This is a genomic window from Shewanella woodyi ATCC 51908 (genome assembly GCF_000019525.1).
GTDB lineage: Bacteria > Pseudomonadota > Gammaproteobacteria > Enterobacterales > Shewanellaceae > Shewanella > Shewanella woodyi.
Genome location: NC_010506.1, coordinates 4431060 through 4446673 on the forward strand (window position 1 = coordinate 4431060; position 15614 = coordinate 4446673).

Annotated in this window: 17 protein-coding genes; 12 read left to right on the forward strand and 5 right to left on the reverse strand. The window is 42.7% G+C overall.

Going from position 1 to position 15614, the window contains the following annotated elements; translation table 11 throughout:
• The first annotated feature begins 9 nt into the window (after window positions 1-9).
• The 3 genes from luxB to luxG all read left to right on the forward strand — a co-directional run bounded on the left by luxB (window position 10) and on the right by luxG (window position 2921).
• Window positions 10-990, forward strand: a complete 981-nt coding sequence (gene luxB / locus SWOO_RS18695) for a luciferase subunit beta (protein WP_012326231.1) — start codon at window positions 10-12, stop codon at window positions 988-990.
• A gap of 75 nt (window positions 991-1065) precedes the next feature.
• Window positions 1066-2214, forward strand: a complete 1149-nt coding sequence (luxE, locus tag SWOO_RS18700; protein ID WP_012326232.1) for a long-chain-fatty-acid--protein ligase LuxE — start codon at window positions 1066-1068, stop codon at window positions 2212-2214.
• The gene (luxG, locus tag SWOO_RS18705) at window positions 2211-2921 is read left to right on the forward strand and encodes a flavin mononucleotide reductase LuxG (RefSeq protein WP_012326233.1); all 711 of its coding nucleotides are present in this window, start codon (window positions 2211-2213) and stop codon (window positions 2919-2921) included. The genes luxE and luxG overlap by 4 nt, the downstream gene beginning before the upstream one ends.
• Window positions 2922-3170: 249 nt before the next feature.
• Here the strand turns inward: luxG and SWOO_RS18710 are convergent, their stop codons facing one another.
• Together SWOO_RS18710 and SWOO_RS18715 are read right to left on the reverse strand one after the other, a co-directional pair.
• Window positions 3171-4238, reverse strand: coding sequence for a DUF2804 domain-containing protein (locus SWOO_RS18710; protein ID WP_012326234.1), 1068 nt, complete (start codon window positions 4236-4238; stop codon window positions 3171-3173).
• 104 nt (window positions 4239-4342) lie between these two features.
• Entirely contained in the window at window positions 4343-4915 is a 573-nt protein-coding gene (locus tag SWOO_RS18715; RefSeq protein ID WP_012326235.1) for a porin family protein, read from the reverse strand.
• Window positions 4916-5075: 160 nt separating this feature from the next.
• Between SWOO_RS18715 and SWOO_RS18720 the strand changes: the two genes are divergently transcribed.
• From SWOO_RS18720 to SWOO_RS26080, 5 genes are all read left to right on the forward strand, one after another.
• The gene (locus tag SWOO_RS18720; RefSeq protein WP_012326236.1) at window positions 5076-5642 is read left to right on the forward strand and encodes a YajG family lipoprotein; all 567 of its coding nucleotides are present in this window, start codon (window positions 5076-5078) and stop codon (window positions 5640-5642) included.
• Between the two features lie 33 nt (window positions 5643-5675).
• A complete protein-coding gene (locus SWOO_RS18725; protein WP_012326237.1) occupies window positions 5676-6260 on the forward strand; it encodes a peptidylprolyl isomerase in 585 nt (194 codons plus the stop codon).
• A gap of 107 nt (window positions 6261-6367) precedes the next feature.
• Window positions 6368-6700 (forward strand): hypothetical protein, encoded by a 333-nt coding sequence (locus SWOO_RS18730; RefSeq protein WP_012326238.1) that lies wholly within the window; start codon window positions 6368-6370, stop codon window positions 6698-6700.
• A gap of 124 nt (window positions 6701-6824) precedes the next feature.
• Complete coding sequence (locus tag SWOO_RS18735) at window positions 6825-8243, forward strand: AmpG family muropeptide MFS transporter (protein WP_012326239.1); 1419 nt, start codon at window positions 6825-6827, stop codon at window positions 8241-8243.
• A gap of 35 nt (window positions 8244-8278) precedes the next feature.
• Window positions 8279-8425: a hypothetical protein gene (locus tag SWOO_RS26080; RefSeq protein WP_012326240.1), complete on the forward strand. Its 147-nt coding sequence runs from the start codon at window positions 8279-8281 to the stop codon at window positions 8423-8425.
• Between the two features lie 99 nt (window positions 8426-8524).
• Here the strand turns inward: SWOO_RS26080 and SWOO_RS18740 are convergent, their stop codons facing one another.
• Window positions 8525-9010, reverse strand: coding sequence for a YajQ family cyclic di-GMP-binding protein (locus tag SWOO_RS18740; protein ID WP_012326241.1), 486 nt, complete (start codon window positions 9008-9010; stop codon window positions 8525-8527).
• Between the two features lie 148 nt (window positions 9011-9158).
• On the opposite strand from SWOO_RS18740, the gene SWOO_RS26085 reads away from it, so the two are divergent.
• The 4 genes from SWOO_RS26085 (at window position 9159) to SWOO_RS26090 (ending at window position 12237) form a co-directional block, all read left to right on the forward strand.
• On the forward strand, window positions 9159-9524 hold the full coding sequence (locus SWOO_RS26085; protein ID WP_012326242.1) for a VanZ family protein: 366 nt from the start codon (window positions 9159-9161) through the stop codon (window positions 9522-9524).
• Window positions 9525-9538: 14 nt separating this feature from the next.
• On the forward strand, window positions 9539-10498 hold the full coding sequence (locus tag SWOO_RS18745; protein WP_012326243.1) for a ketopantoate reductase family protein: 960 nt from the start codon (window positions 9539-9541) through the stop codon (window positions 10496-10498).
• A gap of 156 nt (window positions 10499-10654) precedes the next feature.
• Window positions 10655-12139: a sodium-dependent transporter gene (locus tag SWOO_RS18750; RefSeq protein ID WP_041418265.1), complete on the forward strand. Its 1485-nt coding sequence runs from the start codon at window positions 10655-10657 to the stop codon at window positions 12137-12139.
• Window positions 12136-12237, forward strand: coding sequence for a MetS family NSS transporter small subunit (locus tag SWOO_RS26090; RefSeq protein ID WP_195742814.1), 102 nt, complete (start codon window positions 12136-12138; stop codon window positions 12235-12237). Before SWOO_RS18750 ends, SWOO_RS26090 begins: the two co-directional genes overlap by 4 nt.
• A gap of 33 nt (window positions 12238-12270) precedes the next feature.
• Here the strand turns inward: SWOO_RS26090 and SWOO_RS18755 are convergent, their stop codons facing one another.
• Both SWOO_RS18755 and SWOO_RS18760 read right to left on the reverse strand, forming a co-directional pair.
• On the reverse strand, window positions 12271-13719 hold the full coding sequence (locus tag SWOO_RS18755) for a sulfatase (protein WP_012326245.1): 1449 nt from the start codon (window positions 13717-13719) through the stop codon (window positions 12271-12273).
• Between the two features lie 69 nt (window positions 13720-13788).
• Window positions 13789-15273, reverse strand: a complete 1485-nt coding sequence (locus SWOO_RS18760) for a sulfatase family protein (RefSeq protein WP_041417796.1) — start codon at window positions 15271-15273, stop codon at window positions 13789-13791.
• Window positions 15274-15614 lie beyond the last annotated feature (341 nt).

A 15614-nucleotide genomic window follows, 5' to 3' on the forward strand; every position in this document is an offset into this window, starting at 1 on the left:
GAATACACTATGAAATTTGGATTGTTTTTTCTCAATATTCAAGTTGATGAGTCTAGCGCAGAAGAAACCTTAGATAATATGGTAAAAACTGTAACACTTATTGATTCTGATGAATATTATTTTGATAAAGTCCTCATTAATGAACATCACTTCTCTAAAAACGGCATTATTGGTGCACCAATCACTGCAGCCGGCTTCCTACTAGGATTGACCAATAAATTACATATAGGATCACTAAATCAGATAATTACGACTCATCACCCAGTACGTATAGCAGAGGAAGCTAGCTTACTCGATCAGATGTCTGAAGGGCGCTTCATTCTTGGTTTTAGCGACAGTGAAAACAAGTTTGAGATGGCTTTCTTTAAACGCCAACTCTCCTCTCAACAGCAGCAATTTGAAGCCTGCTACGACATTATCAATGATGCGCTAACAACAGGCTTTTGCCATCCACAAAATGACTTTTACGACTTTCCTAAAGTTTCAATCAACCCACACTGCGTTAGTGAGAATGGGCCTGAACAATATGTGCTAGCAAGCAGTAAAGAGGTTGTAACATGGGCAGCAAAAAGAGCGTTACCTTTAACCTTTAAATGGGAGGACTCTCTTACAGACAAAGAGCGCTACGCCAACCTATATAATGAAACAGCCAAGCTTTTCAATGTTGATGTATCAAACGTTAACCACCAGCTCACACTTATCGCTAACTTAAACGACGATGGAGATATCGCTCGTCAAGAGGTGAAACAGTATCTAAAAAGTTATATTACGGAAAGATACCCTGATATTGATCATGCTGAAAAAATTAATACGATCATAGAGGAAAATGCCATCGGCACTAATGATGATTACTATGAGTCGAGTTTATTAGCTATTGACAAGACAGGTGCAAAAACCATTTTGCTCTCATTTGAATCAATGAGAGACCAAAATAAGGTTAAAAATATCATTGATATGGTTAACCAGAAAATCTTCAAGAACCTTAATTAACCCAACAAAAATGAAATGGCAGATAAATACTGCCATTTCACCTTAACTCGACTTTAATCCAATGAGTAGATTTATATGGCTATTCTAAAACCCATTGAAAAATGCGATATCATTGCAAGTTCAGAAATTGACGATCTTATTTTTATGAGTTCCCCACAAGAGTGGACATTTGAAGAACAAAAAGAGATCCAAGATAGGCTTGTTCGAGAATCATTTGATTACCATTACAATAGAAATGAAGATTATAGACAGTACTGTATCACTCAACATATTAACGAAAACATTCTTTCCATTGATGATATCCCAGTATATCCAACATCGGTGTTTAAACACTTAAGACTACACACAGCTAATGAATCCGAAATTGAAAATTGGTACACAAGTAGCGGTACTAGCGGTGTAAAAAGTCATATCGCCCGTGATAGGCTGAGTATCGAAAGGTTACTTGGCTCAGTCAACTTTGGAATGAAGTATGTTGGTGATTGGTTCGATCATCAAATGGAGTTAGTCAATCTTGGACCAGATCGCTTCAACACAAATAATGTTTGGTTTAAATATGTTATGAGTTTGGTTGAGTTGCTTTATCCAACTGAATTTACAGTAGATGACGACCAAATTGACTTTAAAAAAACCGTAGATAGTCTATTTCGCATTCACAGCACAACCAAAGATATTTGCTTAATTGGCCCCCCTTATTTCATCTTTCTTTTATGCCAATATATGAAAGAAAATCGTATTGAGCTAAATGCAGGAACTCGGCTACATATCATCACTGGCGGGGGATGGAAATCCAATCAAAGTGAATCGTTAAACCGTCATGATTTCAATCAAATGCTAATGGGGACTTTTCATCTAGCAAATGAAAATCAAATACGTGACACTTTTAACCAAGTTGAATTAAACACCTGTTTTTTTGAAGATAAATTTCAAAGAAAACATGTTCCCCCTTGGGTTTATGCCCGTGCTCTCGACCCTGTAACATTAAAGCCTGTTCCAGAGGGAGAGCAAGGGTTACTCAGCTATATGGATGCATCCTCTACTGGCTATCCAGCTTTCATTATCACTGACGATATCGGAACTGTTCAACACATAAAGGCACCTGATCCATATCCAGGAACAACAATTGAAATAATACGAAGATTAAGCACTCGAGCACAAAAAGGGTGTGCACTCTCTATGTCCAATTCAATAAAAGGCAAAGCGACATTAAGGATGGATGTATGATCATTGATTGTAAGATATCAAAAATTGAATCGGCCAAAAACAATATATACAAGGTATATATTTCACCTGAACAGAATATTGATTTCAAAGCAGGTCAATACATTTTTATTAAATTAAATGATAAAAAGACACCATTTTCTATTGCAAACTGTCCTACAGAAAACAAAATTATTGAGCTACATATTGGAAGTTCAAATCAAGATAGCTCATCGACATCGATAGAATACTTTGTAGATGCATTAGTTAACAACAGTAAGTTTGAGATCGATGCACCACATGGTGAGGCATGGCTTCGAACTAACAATTATAAACCTATATTATTAATTGCCGGTGGCACTGGTTTATCCTATATCAACAGTATTCTTAAAAACTGCCTTAATCGAGGCTTTATCCAGCCTATCTATCTCTACTGGGGGGTCAAAAATATTGATTTCCTCTATGCTGATGAAGAGCTCACACAGTTATCAAACAAACACTGCAACTTACACTATATACCTGTCATTATCGAAGATGAGCAAGCGGTATGGCTTGGCAAGAAAGGAACCGTGATTGATGCTGTTATGGAGGATTTCACAGATTTAACTCCGTTTGATATTTATGTTTGTGGACCATATCAGATGGCTAAGGCTGCAAAAGAGCGGTTAGTTTCAGAAAAAAAAGCAAACTTTGAGCAGATGTATGCCGATGCCTTTGCTTATATAAAGTAAAAGCTCAAGATATACAGCAGGAAGCTAAGTATTGAGCTAAGAGTGCGAACCAACCACAAGTATCTATATTCTCTTTAAAGTGAACAAACACTATTGGTAACTCCAATAGTGTTTTACCTAGAATTGCACTGACTATGCCGCCAGTATTAGACATGGCCCCAGTTTCAAGACCATATCTTTAAGGCCATAGTTTTAAAGCCATAGTACTCATTAAGCATATATCTATAGTTAATATCAAAACTAAAACTATCACCAACGAGCAAAGTGATCTTCGGTGAGTCCCAACACATTATTTAGAATATGTTTAACGCCTGAGTTATCGATAATATAACCTGAGTAGTACCCGATGTACTGCCTAAAATTACTCTTCAACAGGAGTAAATTGAGCTTCTCTTGCCTGCAATTTAGCGAGCTAAAGGTAAGCTCCACCTGACCATTACCCGAATAAATTCGCCACGACTCACCCTGTGTCCCCCCTTGGGCTTCGCCTCTTAAGCGGCCAAAGTCAAAATGCACAGGACCTAGTAGGTGCCTCTCCCCATTGACCCAAAATACATTTTCATTACAGCCAGTTTCATTGACCCCCGCCGCCAGATTCAAGCCGATAATCCCCTCATCACTATGGGCATTGATACATGCCCAGCGCCAACTGGTTTCTCGGCGCATATAACCAGCGGAGAAGTCATAACTTGCTAACGCTCGGTTCAAAGGTTGGGGCTCGTCATTGACGGTAAGCTGACCCTTGAGTGTTAATCCATTATGTTTCTGGGTGTAGGTCCAACCGCTATATCCGGTTGGATTGCACATGACCATGGGTAAACTCAATACTGGCGGTGACAGAGTTAACTCAGCATGAATGGTGGAAGTATTGATAGATAGAGACCAGATCCCCTCATGCAAGTTAAATACGACTGCGCCCTTACCTCCTGATATTTTGGCCGTTCCCTCCATAGGCGAGGGCGTTAAACTGTAACCTAAGCCCAAAGGTTTTAACCAACTGGTCTCCACCAATCTGTTCTTCTTGATATCAAAGAGGTAACAAAATGCACTGCCCACATAGCGAATATCGGCAATGGCAACGCCAATGATAAAGTGAGGTGTGACTATGCTGACAAATTGGAACTGTTTGTAATGAAAATAACGAGCTAAGTTAGAGGCTTGTCTATCCATCTCATTAAAGTACTTAAATTTATCTAGTGCTAAGGATGATACTGGACCATCAAAATGACCGAAAATGGGTTTACCTCGACTATTAATAATTTCCTCCGGCGCAATTACTGTTTTAATCATTGCTGCCTGAGCCTGAGAAATCCCCATTGAATACTTCCAGTTAGAACTTGAACTTTACTCTAACTTGATTGGCTTTGAGGTTAAAGTCAATAACTCCTATAAGCTTATTGTTCAGTCCAAAAAACGATAATCTAGAACGGATAATTAATCCCGAAGTTATAACTTCTCAACGTCAAGTTACTCATCGGCACATGTTGATACTCAGCATTTAAAGCGAGTCCGTTTCGAAACCTAAACTCCCAACCTATTGCACCATAAAATCCATTATCCGTTTCACTAACACTCACAGTTTCCTTATCTTGACGAACATTATAATCAACCCATTGGTAAGCTGTACCAGCTTTAGCATAAAGGCTATTACTGATACCCAGTGGCAATCTGGCATATGCCGTGGTTCGTAAACCACGATAACTTAGCCCTTTCACGTCATTCCAGATATCCGACAAGATGCTAAAAGCACCACCAGAACCTGACATTCCACCAACTTCAATTCCAAAATTATCATTGACCATATGGCGGTAATACAGATCGAAAGTGACACTGTCACTGAAACTTGCTTGACCATACTTTTCGGTTTCAAACTCATGAAAACCATAGCCTAAAGTTCCGCCAATATAGTGACTAGAGTCCCCTGCATTTGCTGCTTGACTAAAAGTAAGAAATGAAGCTAAAAGTGGCAATGAAATAGAAAGTGATTTAATCATTTATACATTAATGTTGAGAACTGATGTCAATGACATTAACAGAAGCGAACTGTACCCAATCTTAACCAAACTCCAAATCCTTTAGCTCTGGAAAGCAGTACTAATTCTGGTATGCTGATGCCACTCAGTTTTGTTCATTTAATTTAAGATAAACACCACTATGAAATCTCTTTTTCTATCATTAATTGCGCTAGTTGTTCTATCGGGCTGTGCTTCTCAAATGCCAAGCCACATTGCACTCAACCCTCAAATACCCGATATCCAAACTCAATCTCACTCCTTGCAGCCTCTGGCACTGGAAACCATAGATACCCGTCCAGCCAACTTTATCGTTCGATTCAATAATGGCGATGAGGCAGCTAAGCTAGTGAGCCCGTCTGAAGCGCCAAGAAGGCAGATGGATGAGGTGTTTCGTGAGGGATTAATCAAAGCTGGATATCAGGTTACTCCCAGCTCAATGAAACAGGTACAGTTTCAATTAGAGCAGCTATTAACCGACGTTAACGACACCACTTTTGGCTATGAAGCTAACAGCAATATTGTGATCAATGTGATTGCAAAAAATGATCGCGATACACTCACCAAACGCTATACCGCCCGTAACACAGTAACAGGGCCATTTAGTGCAGACTTTGCCACCCTTGAGCTTGCCATTAATAAACTGCTTGATGAGCTAAGCAGTAAAATTTTAACCGATCCTGAACTCAATACTTTTATTCAGCAGTGATTGCCAACAAATTAATAATAACAAGGAAGCCCTATGATCCGCTTATTCAACGCCTTCATTTTACTCTGTTTAAGCCAAAGTGCCTTAGCTGTCGATATTCAGCCCAACACCCTCTATCCCAAAGTGCAACTTGACACGAGTATGGGTAAAATAGTGGTAGAGCTCGATAGAACCCGAGCGCCAATCACAGTCGATAACTTTCTCACCTATGTGGTAAAAGGTCACTACGATAAGACACTGTTTCACAGGGTCATTGCCGAATTTGTTGTGCAAGGCGGCGGATTAGATCTTAAGCAGGAGGAGCGTCCAGTTGACGCTCCTATTATCAATGAGTCTGGCAACGGCTTATCTAATAGCTTTGGCACAATTGCGATGGCGCGAGATCAAAATCCCCATTCCGCAACCAGTCAGTTTTACTTCAACGTTGCTGAAAACCAGAGGCTAGACCCATCATCGAGACGCTGGGGATACGCGGTATTTGGTGAGGTGATCGAAGGTGAGGAGGTACTCACTGCCATGTCGAATGTTGAGACAGGACACAATGCAAAACTTAAATGGCCTGACTTTCCGATAAAAGAGATCATATTAGAAAAGGCAACGCTACTACCCAGAGACTAATGTTTATCTGTTTCGTTCAATAATAATCATTATTTTTCACAAATAATGGGCAAGCCGTTCCCATTTAGTTCTATACTGAATTGGCACGAATAATAAGGAGGCGAACGATGACACCTAACGAGTTCATCGACAATAAAGCGCCCCAGCTGGCCCAATATGGAAAAGCGTTTCTGAGTAATCAACTCGATTTTAATGAGGTACAGCTATATCTATGGGACACCCTAGAGGAGTGGCAACAGTTCAATCATCAGGGTGATGCGCAAACGGACATGGAGCGAGTTTTTTGGCACCTATTGCATGCTTTTGACAAATGGCCCGACTGGATGATCCGCGGCAATCAATATCTACGTAAACAGATAGATGAATGTTGTGATTTTCTCAGTATCGGCGGTCAAATACCCAAAGGATGCATAGGTATCAGACCTAGCTTAATACCATAGTAAGCAAAATCCGGATACCTATCCGGATTTTTTATGCCTAAATCATAGCCCTATCCCACTTTTACCTTGAACCAAACAACCCTCCCCCTTAAGCTAACCCCAATGACAACTCAGAATTTTTTTTATGCCTCCAGTCGCTAGCTCACCGCTTTCCCAAATAAAAGAAGCGCTCTCCATCTATAGCCATAAAAGGGTACTGGTTTTACTCCTACTAGGTTTCTCAGCCGGCTTACCTTTAATGCTAGTATTCTCAACCCTCTCTTTTTGGTTACGAGAAGCTGGTATTGATAGAACCGCAATTGGTTACTTTAGCTGGATTGCACTCGCCTACGGTTTCAAGTGGGCCTGGTCCCCCTTAGTCGACAGACTCTCGCTGCCTATCTTCACCCGGCTATTAGGTCGCCGACGAGGTTGGATGCTGTTTGCACAGATACTGTTAGTCACTGCAATCTTAGGCATGTCATTTAGCGACCCCGTTAAGGACTTGGAGCGCCTCGCTCTCTTCGCCTTAATGGTGGCTTTCGCCTCAGCAACTCAAGATATTGTGATTGATGCCTTTCGTATCGAATCTGCACCAGAGAAGATGCAAGCCGCACTTGCTGCGGCCTATCAAGTTGGCTATCGCAGCGCCATGATTGTCGCGACAGCAGGTGCGCTCACCATTGCCGCTTGGGTAGAGCCAAGCAGTGATGCCTATAGTCTGTTGTCATGGCAAACCGCTTACTTAATCATGGCAGGACTCATGTCTGTGGGGATTCTCACCACGCTAATGAGTAAAGAGCCACAAGTTGAAACTAAGCTTGCCGATGAGAAAGAGTTGGCGATTAAGAGTGAGTTTAATCAGCGCTATCCTAAAGCCATTGCAGGAACCCTATCTTGGTTTTACACCGCAAGCGTGCTGCCCTTTATAGATTTTTTTAAACGTTATGGACATAACGCCATTCTCATTTTGCTGCTTATCTCCTGTTACCGGATCTCAGACATAGTGATGGGGATTATGGCCAATGTTTTCTATGTAGATATGGGATTTGCTAAAGATGAGATAGCTGCGATAAGTAAAGTCTACGGTCTCATTATGACCTTAGTCGGAGCGGGATTTGGTGGGGTACTACTCGCCCGTTATGGCACCATGAAGGTTCTATTTCTAGGTGCGCTGCTTGTGGCCGTGACGAATTTACTCTTCGCTTATCAGGCCATGATTGGCTATAACGTGCCGTTTTTAACCTTAGCCATCTCAGTCGATAACTTCAGTGCAGGTATCGCAACCGCCGCCTTTATTGCATATCTATCAAGCCTAACCAGTACCGGATACAGTGCGACTCAATATGCTCTGCTCTCCTCAATTATGTTGCTTTTCCCTAAGTTTATCGCAGGCTTCTCCGGTGCCTATGTCGATACTTTTGGCTATATCAACTTCTTTATCGCCGCCAGCATCATAGGTCTTCCAGTACTTTGGTTAGTGCATATCGTCGATAAGCGAACGAAACATGACAGTGGCATGGTTGAGCAAACAGATAAACAAGTTTACGAGCAGGAGCGATAACCGTAACAAGTGACTACTTTAAATATAAAACCAAAATGAAACAGCTAGAAGCCAAGCTACAGGACTCTGAAAAAGTAAAAGTCATTGATGAGTTAGACAGTGTGAAACACCGCTTGGTCGTGCTCGAAAAGCTAATAACAGATAAGGGCTACGAAGTGAATGAAGAGATCCGAAAGCTTTAATACCAATCAGTATAATTTACTGTTTTAACTTAAATAACAAAAAACGCTTAAGATGCTCTCCCTTAAGCGTTTTTATCTTAATTTTTTCTGCGAAAAAAATTAATCTCGGAAGTTATTAAACTGGAATGGCTGATCTAAGCCTGACTCTCGAGCCAGTGTCATAACAGCTTGTAGATCATCACGCTTCTTACCTGTGACACGAACAGAGTCGCCCTGAATTGAAGATTGTACTTTCAACTTGCTGTCTTTAATTATCTTCACCAGCTTCTTAGCTGTCAGAACCTCAATCCCCTCTTTAAAGCGAACCTTTAATGAGAACGTCTTGCCACTGTGTACCGATTTATCATCCACATCCATCGAAGCGGGATCGACATTACGCTTACTCAGCTGCATACGTAAAATATCAACCAGCTGCTGACACTGAAAATCATCTTCAGCAGAGAGTGTTACCACATGGTCTTTGTATTCAATGCTTGCATCTTTACCACGAAAATCGAAACGACTCTTAAGTTCACGAACCGAGTTGTCTACCGCATTTCTTAATTCAACTTCATCGACTTCTGAAACTATATCCATTGAAGGCATTTCATGGGCCCTATTACTAGATTGATCGTGGCGCTAGTTTACCTCAGTTACCTAGCAAGTGGAATCGGACTAACCGCTATGGAAAAGTGGGTGACAAGGGGGCTGCATTTTCCTATTATGACCCAAATAACAAAAAGCTTCTGACCCAGTGATATCTAAACGAAATATATTCAAATTAGCCCTGATAGCCGCCTTAATCGCGATCAGTTATCTGGTCTTCTCCCGACCTAGCTATCCTCAGCTTATCCCTCATATGGACAAGGTTGGACACTTGGTTAGTTTCTTCTGCCTATCCTATCTAACCTACTTGGCTTTCAAACCCAGATGGGGGTTTCTTGCCATAACACTTGCTTGTTATGCTATCTTCATCGAGTTAGTTCAGTATTGGCTCCCCTACCGAAGTGCATCACTGGCTGACTTTGCTGCCGATATGCTTGGCGTTCTGCTCTTCTATTTTTGCCATTGGAGCTACCTAAGGTATTTTCAAGCATCCCACCTATCAGAGCCAGAGTAGTTAAGGCAATAAGCATGAATGAAGTAGAGTTCAAAGCAGATCCTAAGGTGGCTATTCTAGGAGCTGGTGCCATTGGCCAGCTGCTGTATCATCAGCTATCCGCTGCAGGTACCTGTCCTTACTTTATTACTAGAAAAGAGACATTGAGTAAGCAAACGCTTACTTTCACCTCCCTTGAAAACAAGGTTAGTGACTCAGAAGCTCAACTCCTCTCCAGCGCAACTCAGTTACACTCAGATGATCAACTTGCCAGCACATTAGCTGGCACAGAGCTCATCATAGTGTGTGTTAAGGCTTATCAAGTCAGAAGCGCCATCGATGCTATCCTCTCACGGCTACCTAAACAGTGTCATATCCTACTGCTCCATAACGGAATGGGCCCACACCTTGAAGTCGCCAAACAGCTATCAACTCAAGGACTAAGTGTCGGCACCACTTCTCAAGGTGCGCTCAAACTCGCCCCTTGGCATATACAACAAACTGGTTCAGGTAGCACTCAGTTCGGTCATGTGAGCGGCTCAAAACTGCCAGAAACACTCAAAGCGCTATTGCTAAATGCCATTACACACAGCCAATGGTGCGATCCCATATTACCGCTGCTTTGGCAAAAATTGGCCATCAATGCAGTGATTAACCCGCTGACCGCCATTGAACAGTGTCGCAACGGTGACTTAGCAGCTCCCCACTATCAGACAATGCAGGGTAAAATCATCTCAGAGCTTGTTGAGGTCGCCCATGCTGATGGAGTAGAACTCGACAAGTTAGTGCTCACAAACCGAATAGATGAGGTGATAAAGCTCACCGCCAATAACTTCTCCTCCATGCATCAAGATGTGGCAAATAAGCGGCAAACAGAGATAGAGGCCATCAGCGGTTATATTATTAAACGAGCAGCCATTCATGGGCTTACATCAGAGGCCAATCAGCAGCTTTTCGAGCAAGTAAAAGTCCTCGAGTCCCGCTACCTCAGTTAAGCCCCATTGAGATAGACCTCAAGCTTAAAACTCAGTATTTTTCTCAACAACTAGAAATAGCCATAATTAGCCTCGAGTAAATTAGCCCTAGACGCCATACTTCTTATCTGTCTACTATGATGGAATAATAAATAGACAGATATCATGGTAGAGTTTATGAAAAGAGAGCAATGGAACTCGCGAATAGGCTTTATTCTCGCCGCCGTAGGCTCGGCAATTGGACTGGGGAATATTTGGCGCTTCCCCTATATGGCCTACGAGAATGGTGGCGGAGCCTTTTTTATCCCCTACCTTTTCGCCATGCTTTCAGCCGGGATCCCATTTATGATAATGGAGTTCAGTCTAGGACATAAACTCCGAGGCGCTTCACCTAAAATTTTCTCTAAATTAGGTGAAAACTATGGGCTCAGGCTCGAATGGTTGGGCTGGTTTCAGGTCTTTATCGCCGCCATTATTGCTATCTACTATGTAGCTGTTATCGGTTGGGCTATCTCCTTTTTCAGCTTCTCATTTGATCAAAGCTGGGGGGGCGACACCAACGCCTTCTTCTTTGGCGAATACCTTAAAATTGGCGACCACTCCCCCACCAGCCTAGGCGGTTTTCAACTGCATATCGCCATCCCTATGGCCATTGCTTGGTCGATCACCTTTATGGCCATATTTACTGGTGTAAAAGGGGGCATTGAGCGAGCCAGTAAGATAATGATGCCACTGCTCTTTTTTATGGTATTAATATTGATTGGACGAATCGTCTTTCTACCTGGCGCCCTAGAGGGACTTAACTACCTGTTTCAACCTGACTTTAGTAAAATCATGGATGCAAAAGTCTGGTCAGCAGCTTACGGGCAGATCTTCTTCACTTTAAGTGTTGGCTTTGCCATCATGTTGGCCTATTCGAGCTACCTTCCTGAAAAGTCAGATATTAATAACAACGCCTTTATGACGGTGCTGATAAACTGCGGCTTCTCAATACTTGCAGGGGTACTCATCTTTGCCATCTTAGGTTATATGGCACAGGAGCAGGCAAAGCCCCTAACCGAAGTGGTCTCATCTGGGGTCGGTTTGGCTTTCGTCACCATCCCCGCAGCAATTAACTTACTTCCAGCCCCCTACATTTTTGGCCCACTCTTCTTCTTTGCCTTAGTCGTTGCGGGGTTAAGTTCCCACATATCGATTATTGAAGCGGTCACCTCCGCCCTGATTGATAAACTCTGTATGCCACGTAAAAAGGCGGCCATCATAGTGTGTGGCAGCGGCTTTATTATCTCCATGGCGTTTGCCACCAATGGCGGATTACTGCTACTGGATCTAGTTGATTACTTTATTAATAATGTCGCCCTACTCTTTAGCTGCTTTGCAGAGCTGATAATACTGGCTTGGCTGTTTAAGATTGCCGATGTTCGAGAATACGCGAATCGAATATCTGATTTCACCATTGGCAGCTGGATGGATCTCTGTCTGCGCTTTATCAGTCCCGCCATGTTAGCGATTATCTTAGTTAAAAACCTGATCAACACGGTCAACAACGGTTATGGTGATTACCCCATTACAGATCAGCTGATATTGGGCTGGGGACTTATCGCCTTTATGTTGTTTGTCTCCCTTATCATCAATCTAGCATCCAACAAGGAGGAGCTATGAGTACTGGCGCCTTAATCATGATGACATTAGCACTACTGATAACCTGGGGCGGCGCAGGGGTATGCATCGCTATTGCGATGAAAAAATCCAAAACTTAATCCAGTATAAAAAGCCCCTTTCGGGGCTTTTTATTACTCAAGCAAGCTGACTTGCTCGATATCATTATCACGATACCACTCATCCAGTAGTGCAAGTAAATGCGCTCGTCGCTTAGGCTCTAACTGCTCAAGATTGACCTGCTCAGCGATGTCATTGCTTAGGTTGTATAACTCCACCCTATCTTGCTCGTAAAAATGCAATAGTTTCCAATCTCCCACACGAATAGCGGCACTTGGCTTGTTACCGCTGCCATGATAATGCGGATGATGCCAGACTATGACTCGCTGCTTAGCAAGTTCAGGCTCCTCATCCAATAAGAAGATATCTGAGCCATCAATCCCCTCTGGGATCTTAGCACCAGCAACATTAGCCAATGTTGGATAGAGATCAGCCGATGTCGTCAAGGTATCGTGCTGACTCTGAATTTGCTGACCGGGTTGATGAATAAGCAGAGGAATACGCACTCCCCCTTCATAGACCCAACCTTTACCAGAGCGCAGTGGTAGATTGGCAGTCGATGTTACTCTTTCATCCCCCTGATGACGTGTTGAGAAACCACCATTATCAGAGGTTAGTACCACCAAAGTGTTCTTATCTAGCCCCTGCTTTTCAAGCGACTCAAGTATACGGCCAACAGACTTGTCTACCGCCCAGATCATGGAGGCGTAGTTGGCATCGACTTGATTTATCTGAGTTCGGCTTTGATGGCCCTTATCGATTAGAAAAGCTTTCTCACCTGCCACGGTATTGGTTTTCTCCTTAAAGTAAGCCAACTTATCAGGCCCCGCCTGCAGGGGAGTATGCACCCCGTAATATGACAAGAGGGCAAAAAAAGGTTTCTCATGCTTTTGAGATAAAAAGTCTATGGTTTCATCGGTCAGCCGCTTAGTCAGGTGCTCACCTTTGTTACGATTCGGAAGATTAGGGTTTTTATAGGGATCATAATACCCACCAGGTGGAGAGCCACGATGCATGCCACCAATATTGATATCAAAACCTTGATCTGTCGGTAGGTAGCCCTCACCTCCCATATGCCACTTCCCCGCAAAAAAAGTCTCGTAGCCTTGGGATTTAAAGGCTTCGGCTAAGGTGAGTTCAGTTAATGCCAAGTGATCTGCTTTCCACGGTTCCTTCAACTTAGGAGACTTAGCTTTATAACCTGGAAAATGGGTCGTAATTTTGAGTTTACTGGGGTGTTTTCCCGTCATTAAGGCTGCACGAGAGGGAGAACAAACAGGGGATGAGGAGTAAGCTTGAGTATAGAGCCGACTCTGTGATGCTAAAGCATCTATGTTTGGAGACTCGTAATATTGACTGCCATAGGCGCCCAAATCTGTCCATCCAAGATCATCTATCAGCAGGACAAGCACGTTTTGATCAGCGCCATTAGATGACTTCTCAAGTTGCAATTCAGGTTTAGAGTCAGCAAACGCACAGAAGCTGACAAGGCTTACTAATAAAAGAGGATAGTGTTTCTTCATCACAACAGATCCATATTATCAAATTAACATCATAGCTGGGCTCGATTAAGCCCTGCTAAACACAGAGATTTACTTAACTTCTAGCTGCTCCCAATAACGTTTGTCCCAGCCAGCTGGCTTTGCCAACGTATCAAACCAGACTTTGTAATCCGCAGTCAGTTGCTTCACAACTTGAGGATGCTTATTGGCAATATCGTGGTGCTCAGCATGATCTGTACTCACATTAAACAGCTCAGTCTTCTTGCTATCGGCCCAATATCTAAGCATCCACTCACCACTTCTGACGGCCCAAGCAGGCTCTGCGGTGGATTTGTCATCAATCTTCTTCCCCTTGGCATCACGAATGAATCCCCAGTGATGAGACAACTGACTTGCCCAGAAAAGCTGACGCTCATCCTCTTCAACCCTCTTCAGCTTAGGCAGTAAATTGTTTCCATCAAGATTGTCTGATAAATCCACACCAGCAGCTGCGAGAGCAGTCGGTATCAAATCCATTGAAGAGATAACGGCATCATCAACACGCCCACCATTAACTAAGGCTTTAGGCCCCCAAATGACGACAGGAACCCTAGTACCGCCTTGCCATACCTGTCCCTTATAACCGGTAAAAGGGGCATTGGCAGGTAGAGGGAAAGGCTTACCACCCGGCGCACCATTGTCACTTAGAAACATGATGATGGTGTTGTCTAGCTGACCATTACTGTCCAACTGCTTGATAATTTTGGCCACTCCTTGATCTAACGCGTAGAGGTAGGAGTAGAAATAATCCAGATATCGATCACCACTGTTAAAAGGTGCCTGATACTCTTTGGGAGCTGCCTTATTTAAGGGGCCGTGTACGGCGTTATAAGCCATATAGAGGAAGAAAGGCTTACTCTTGTCTTGGTTAATGAAATCAATAGCATGATTGGTCAGCTGATCGGTCAGATAGCCTTCAGCCTTCACAGGTTTACGATTAAGTTCGAGAATTTTGGAGTCATAATAGGGGGTGCCTGAACGGTCAAAACCGAAAAAGAAATCGAACCCACGATCTAGCGGGTGCTGAGCTAACGTATAAGAGGCTTTTTTCTCTCCCTTTGTCAGATGCCACTTACCAACAGCGCCAGTACGGTAACCCGCTTTACGGAAGTTGTTTGCCAGTACATTTTCCTCAACGGGTAAACCAGCAGCCTTAACATCTGCATTATTATATATACCAAACCTTTGCGGGTAGCGACCAGTCATCAAGGCTGCTCGGCTAGGACCGCATAATGGGCTAGGAACATAAGCATTAGTAAAGCGAACCCCTTCATTGGCTAATTGAGTTAAGGTTGGCGTCGCTTTTTTTGCGTAAGAACGAGCAAGCTCTGGTTTATGACGCTGACTATCCCGTTTAAGATTTTGAGGGTTATAGCTATCAGCTGTTGCCAAGTCCAGGTTCATGGCCACATGACCAAATCCCATGTCATCAGCCAACACGATGACAACATTGGGCGGTGTCTGCTGCGCTGCTATAGCTGAGCTACCAAGCATCAGACCCATCAAGCTCCAGCGTAAGGAGGTTATTAAACTCATGACTTCTCTCTTTCGTTGCTATCATTATCATTTAGGTTTGAAGATTCACCTTAACAATTAAATACTATTTATAACACATAAAGGTCAGGGCTTTACCTTTTTTTACAAATCAGCCACATTTAGATCTACCTGTGTAGTGTGGCACTAGAGCCCTTATCACCTAAACAACTTAACCGACTAATTAATAAAACAATAAATTAATAACCGACTTATATTCCAGTCAAGATCTCCTTGGCGATAGATTCCCTGACAGGGTGATTTAAAAGCGGACAAGCAATGAAATATTTAACAAGTGTATGGTTCTTCCTCTATAAAATATATATGATAATTAGAAAATAATA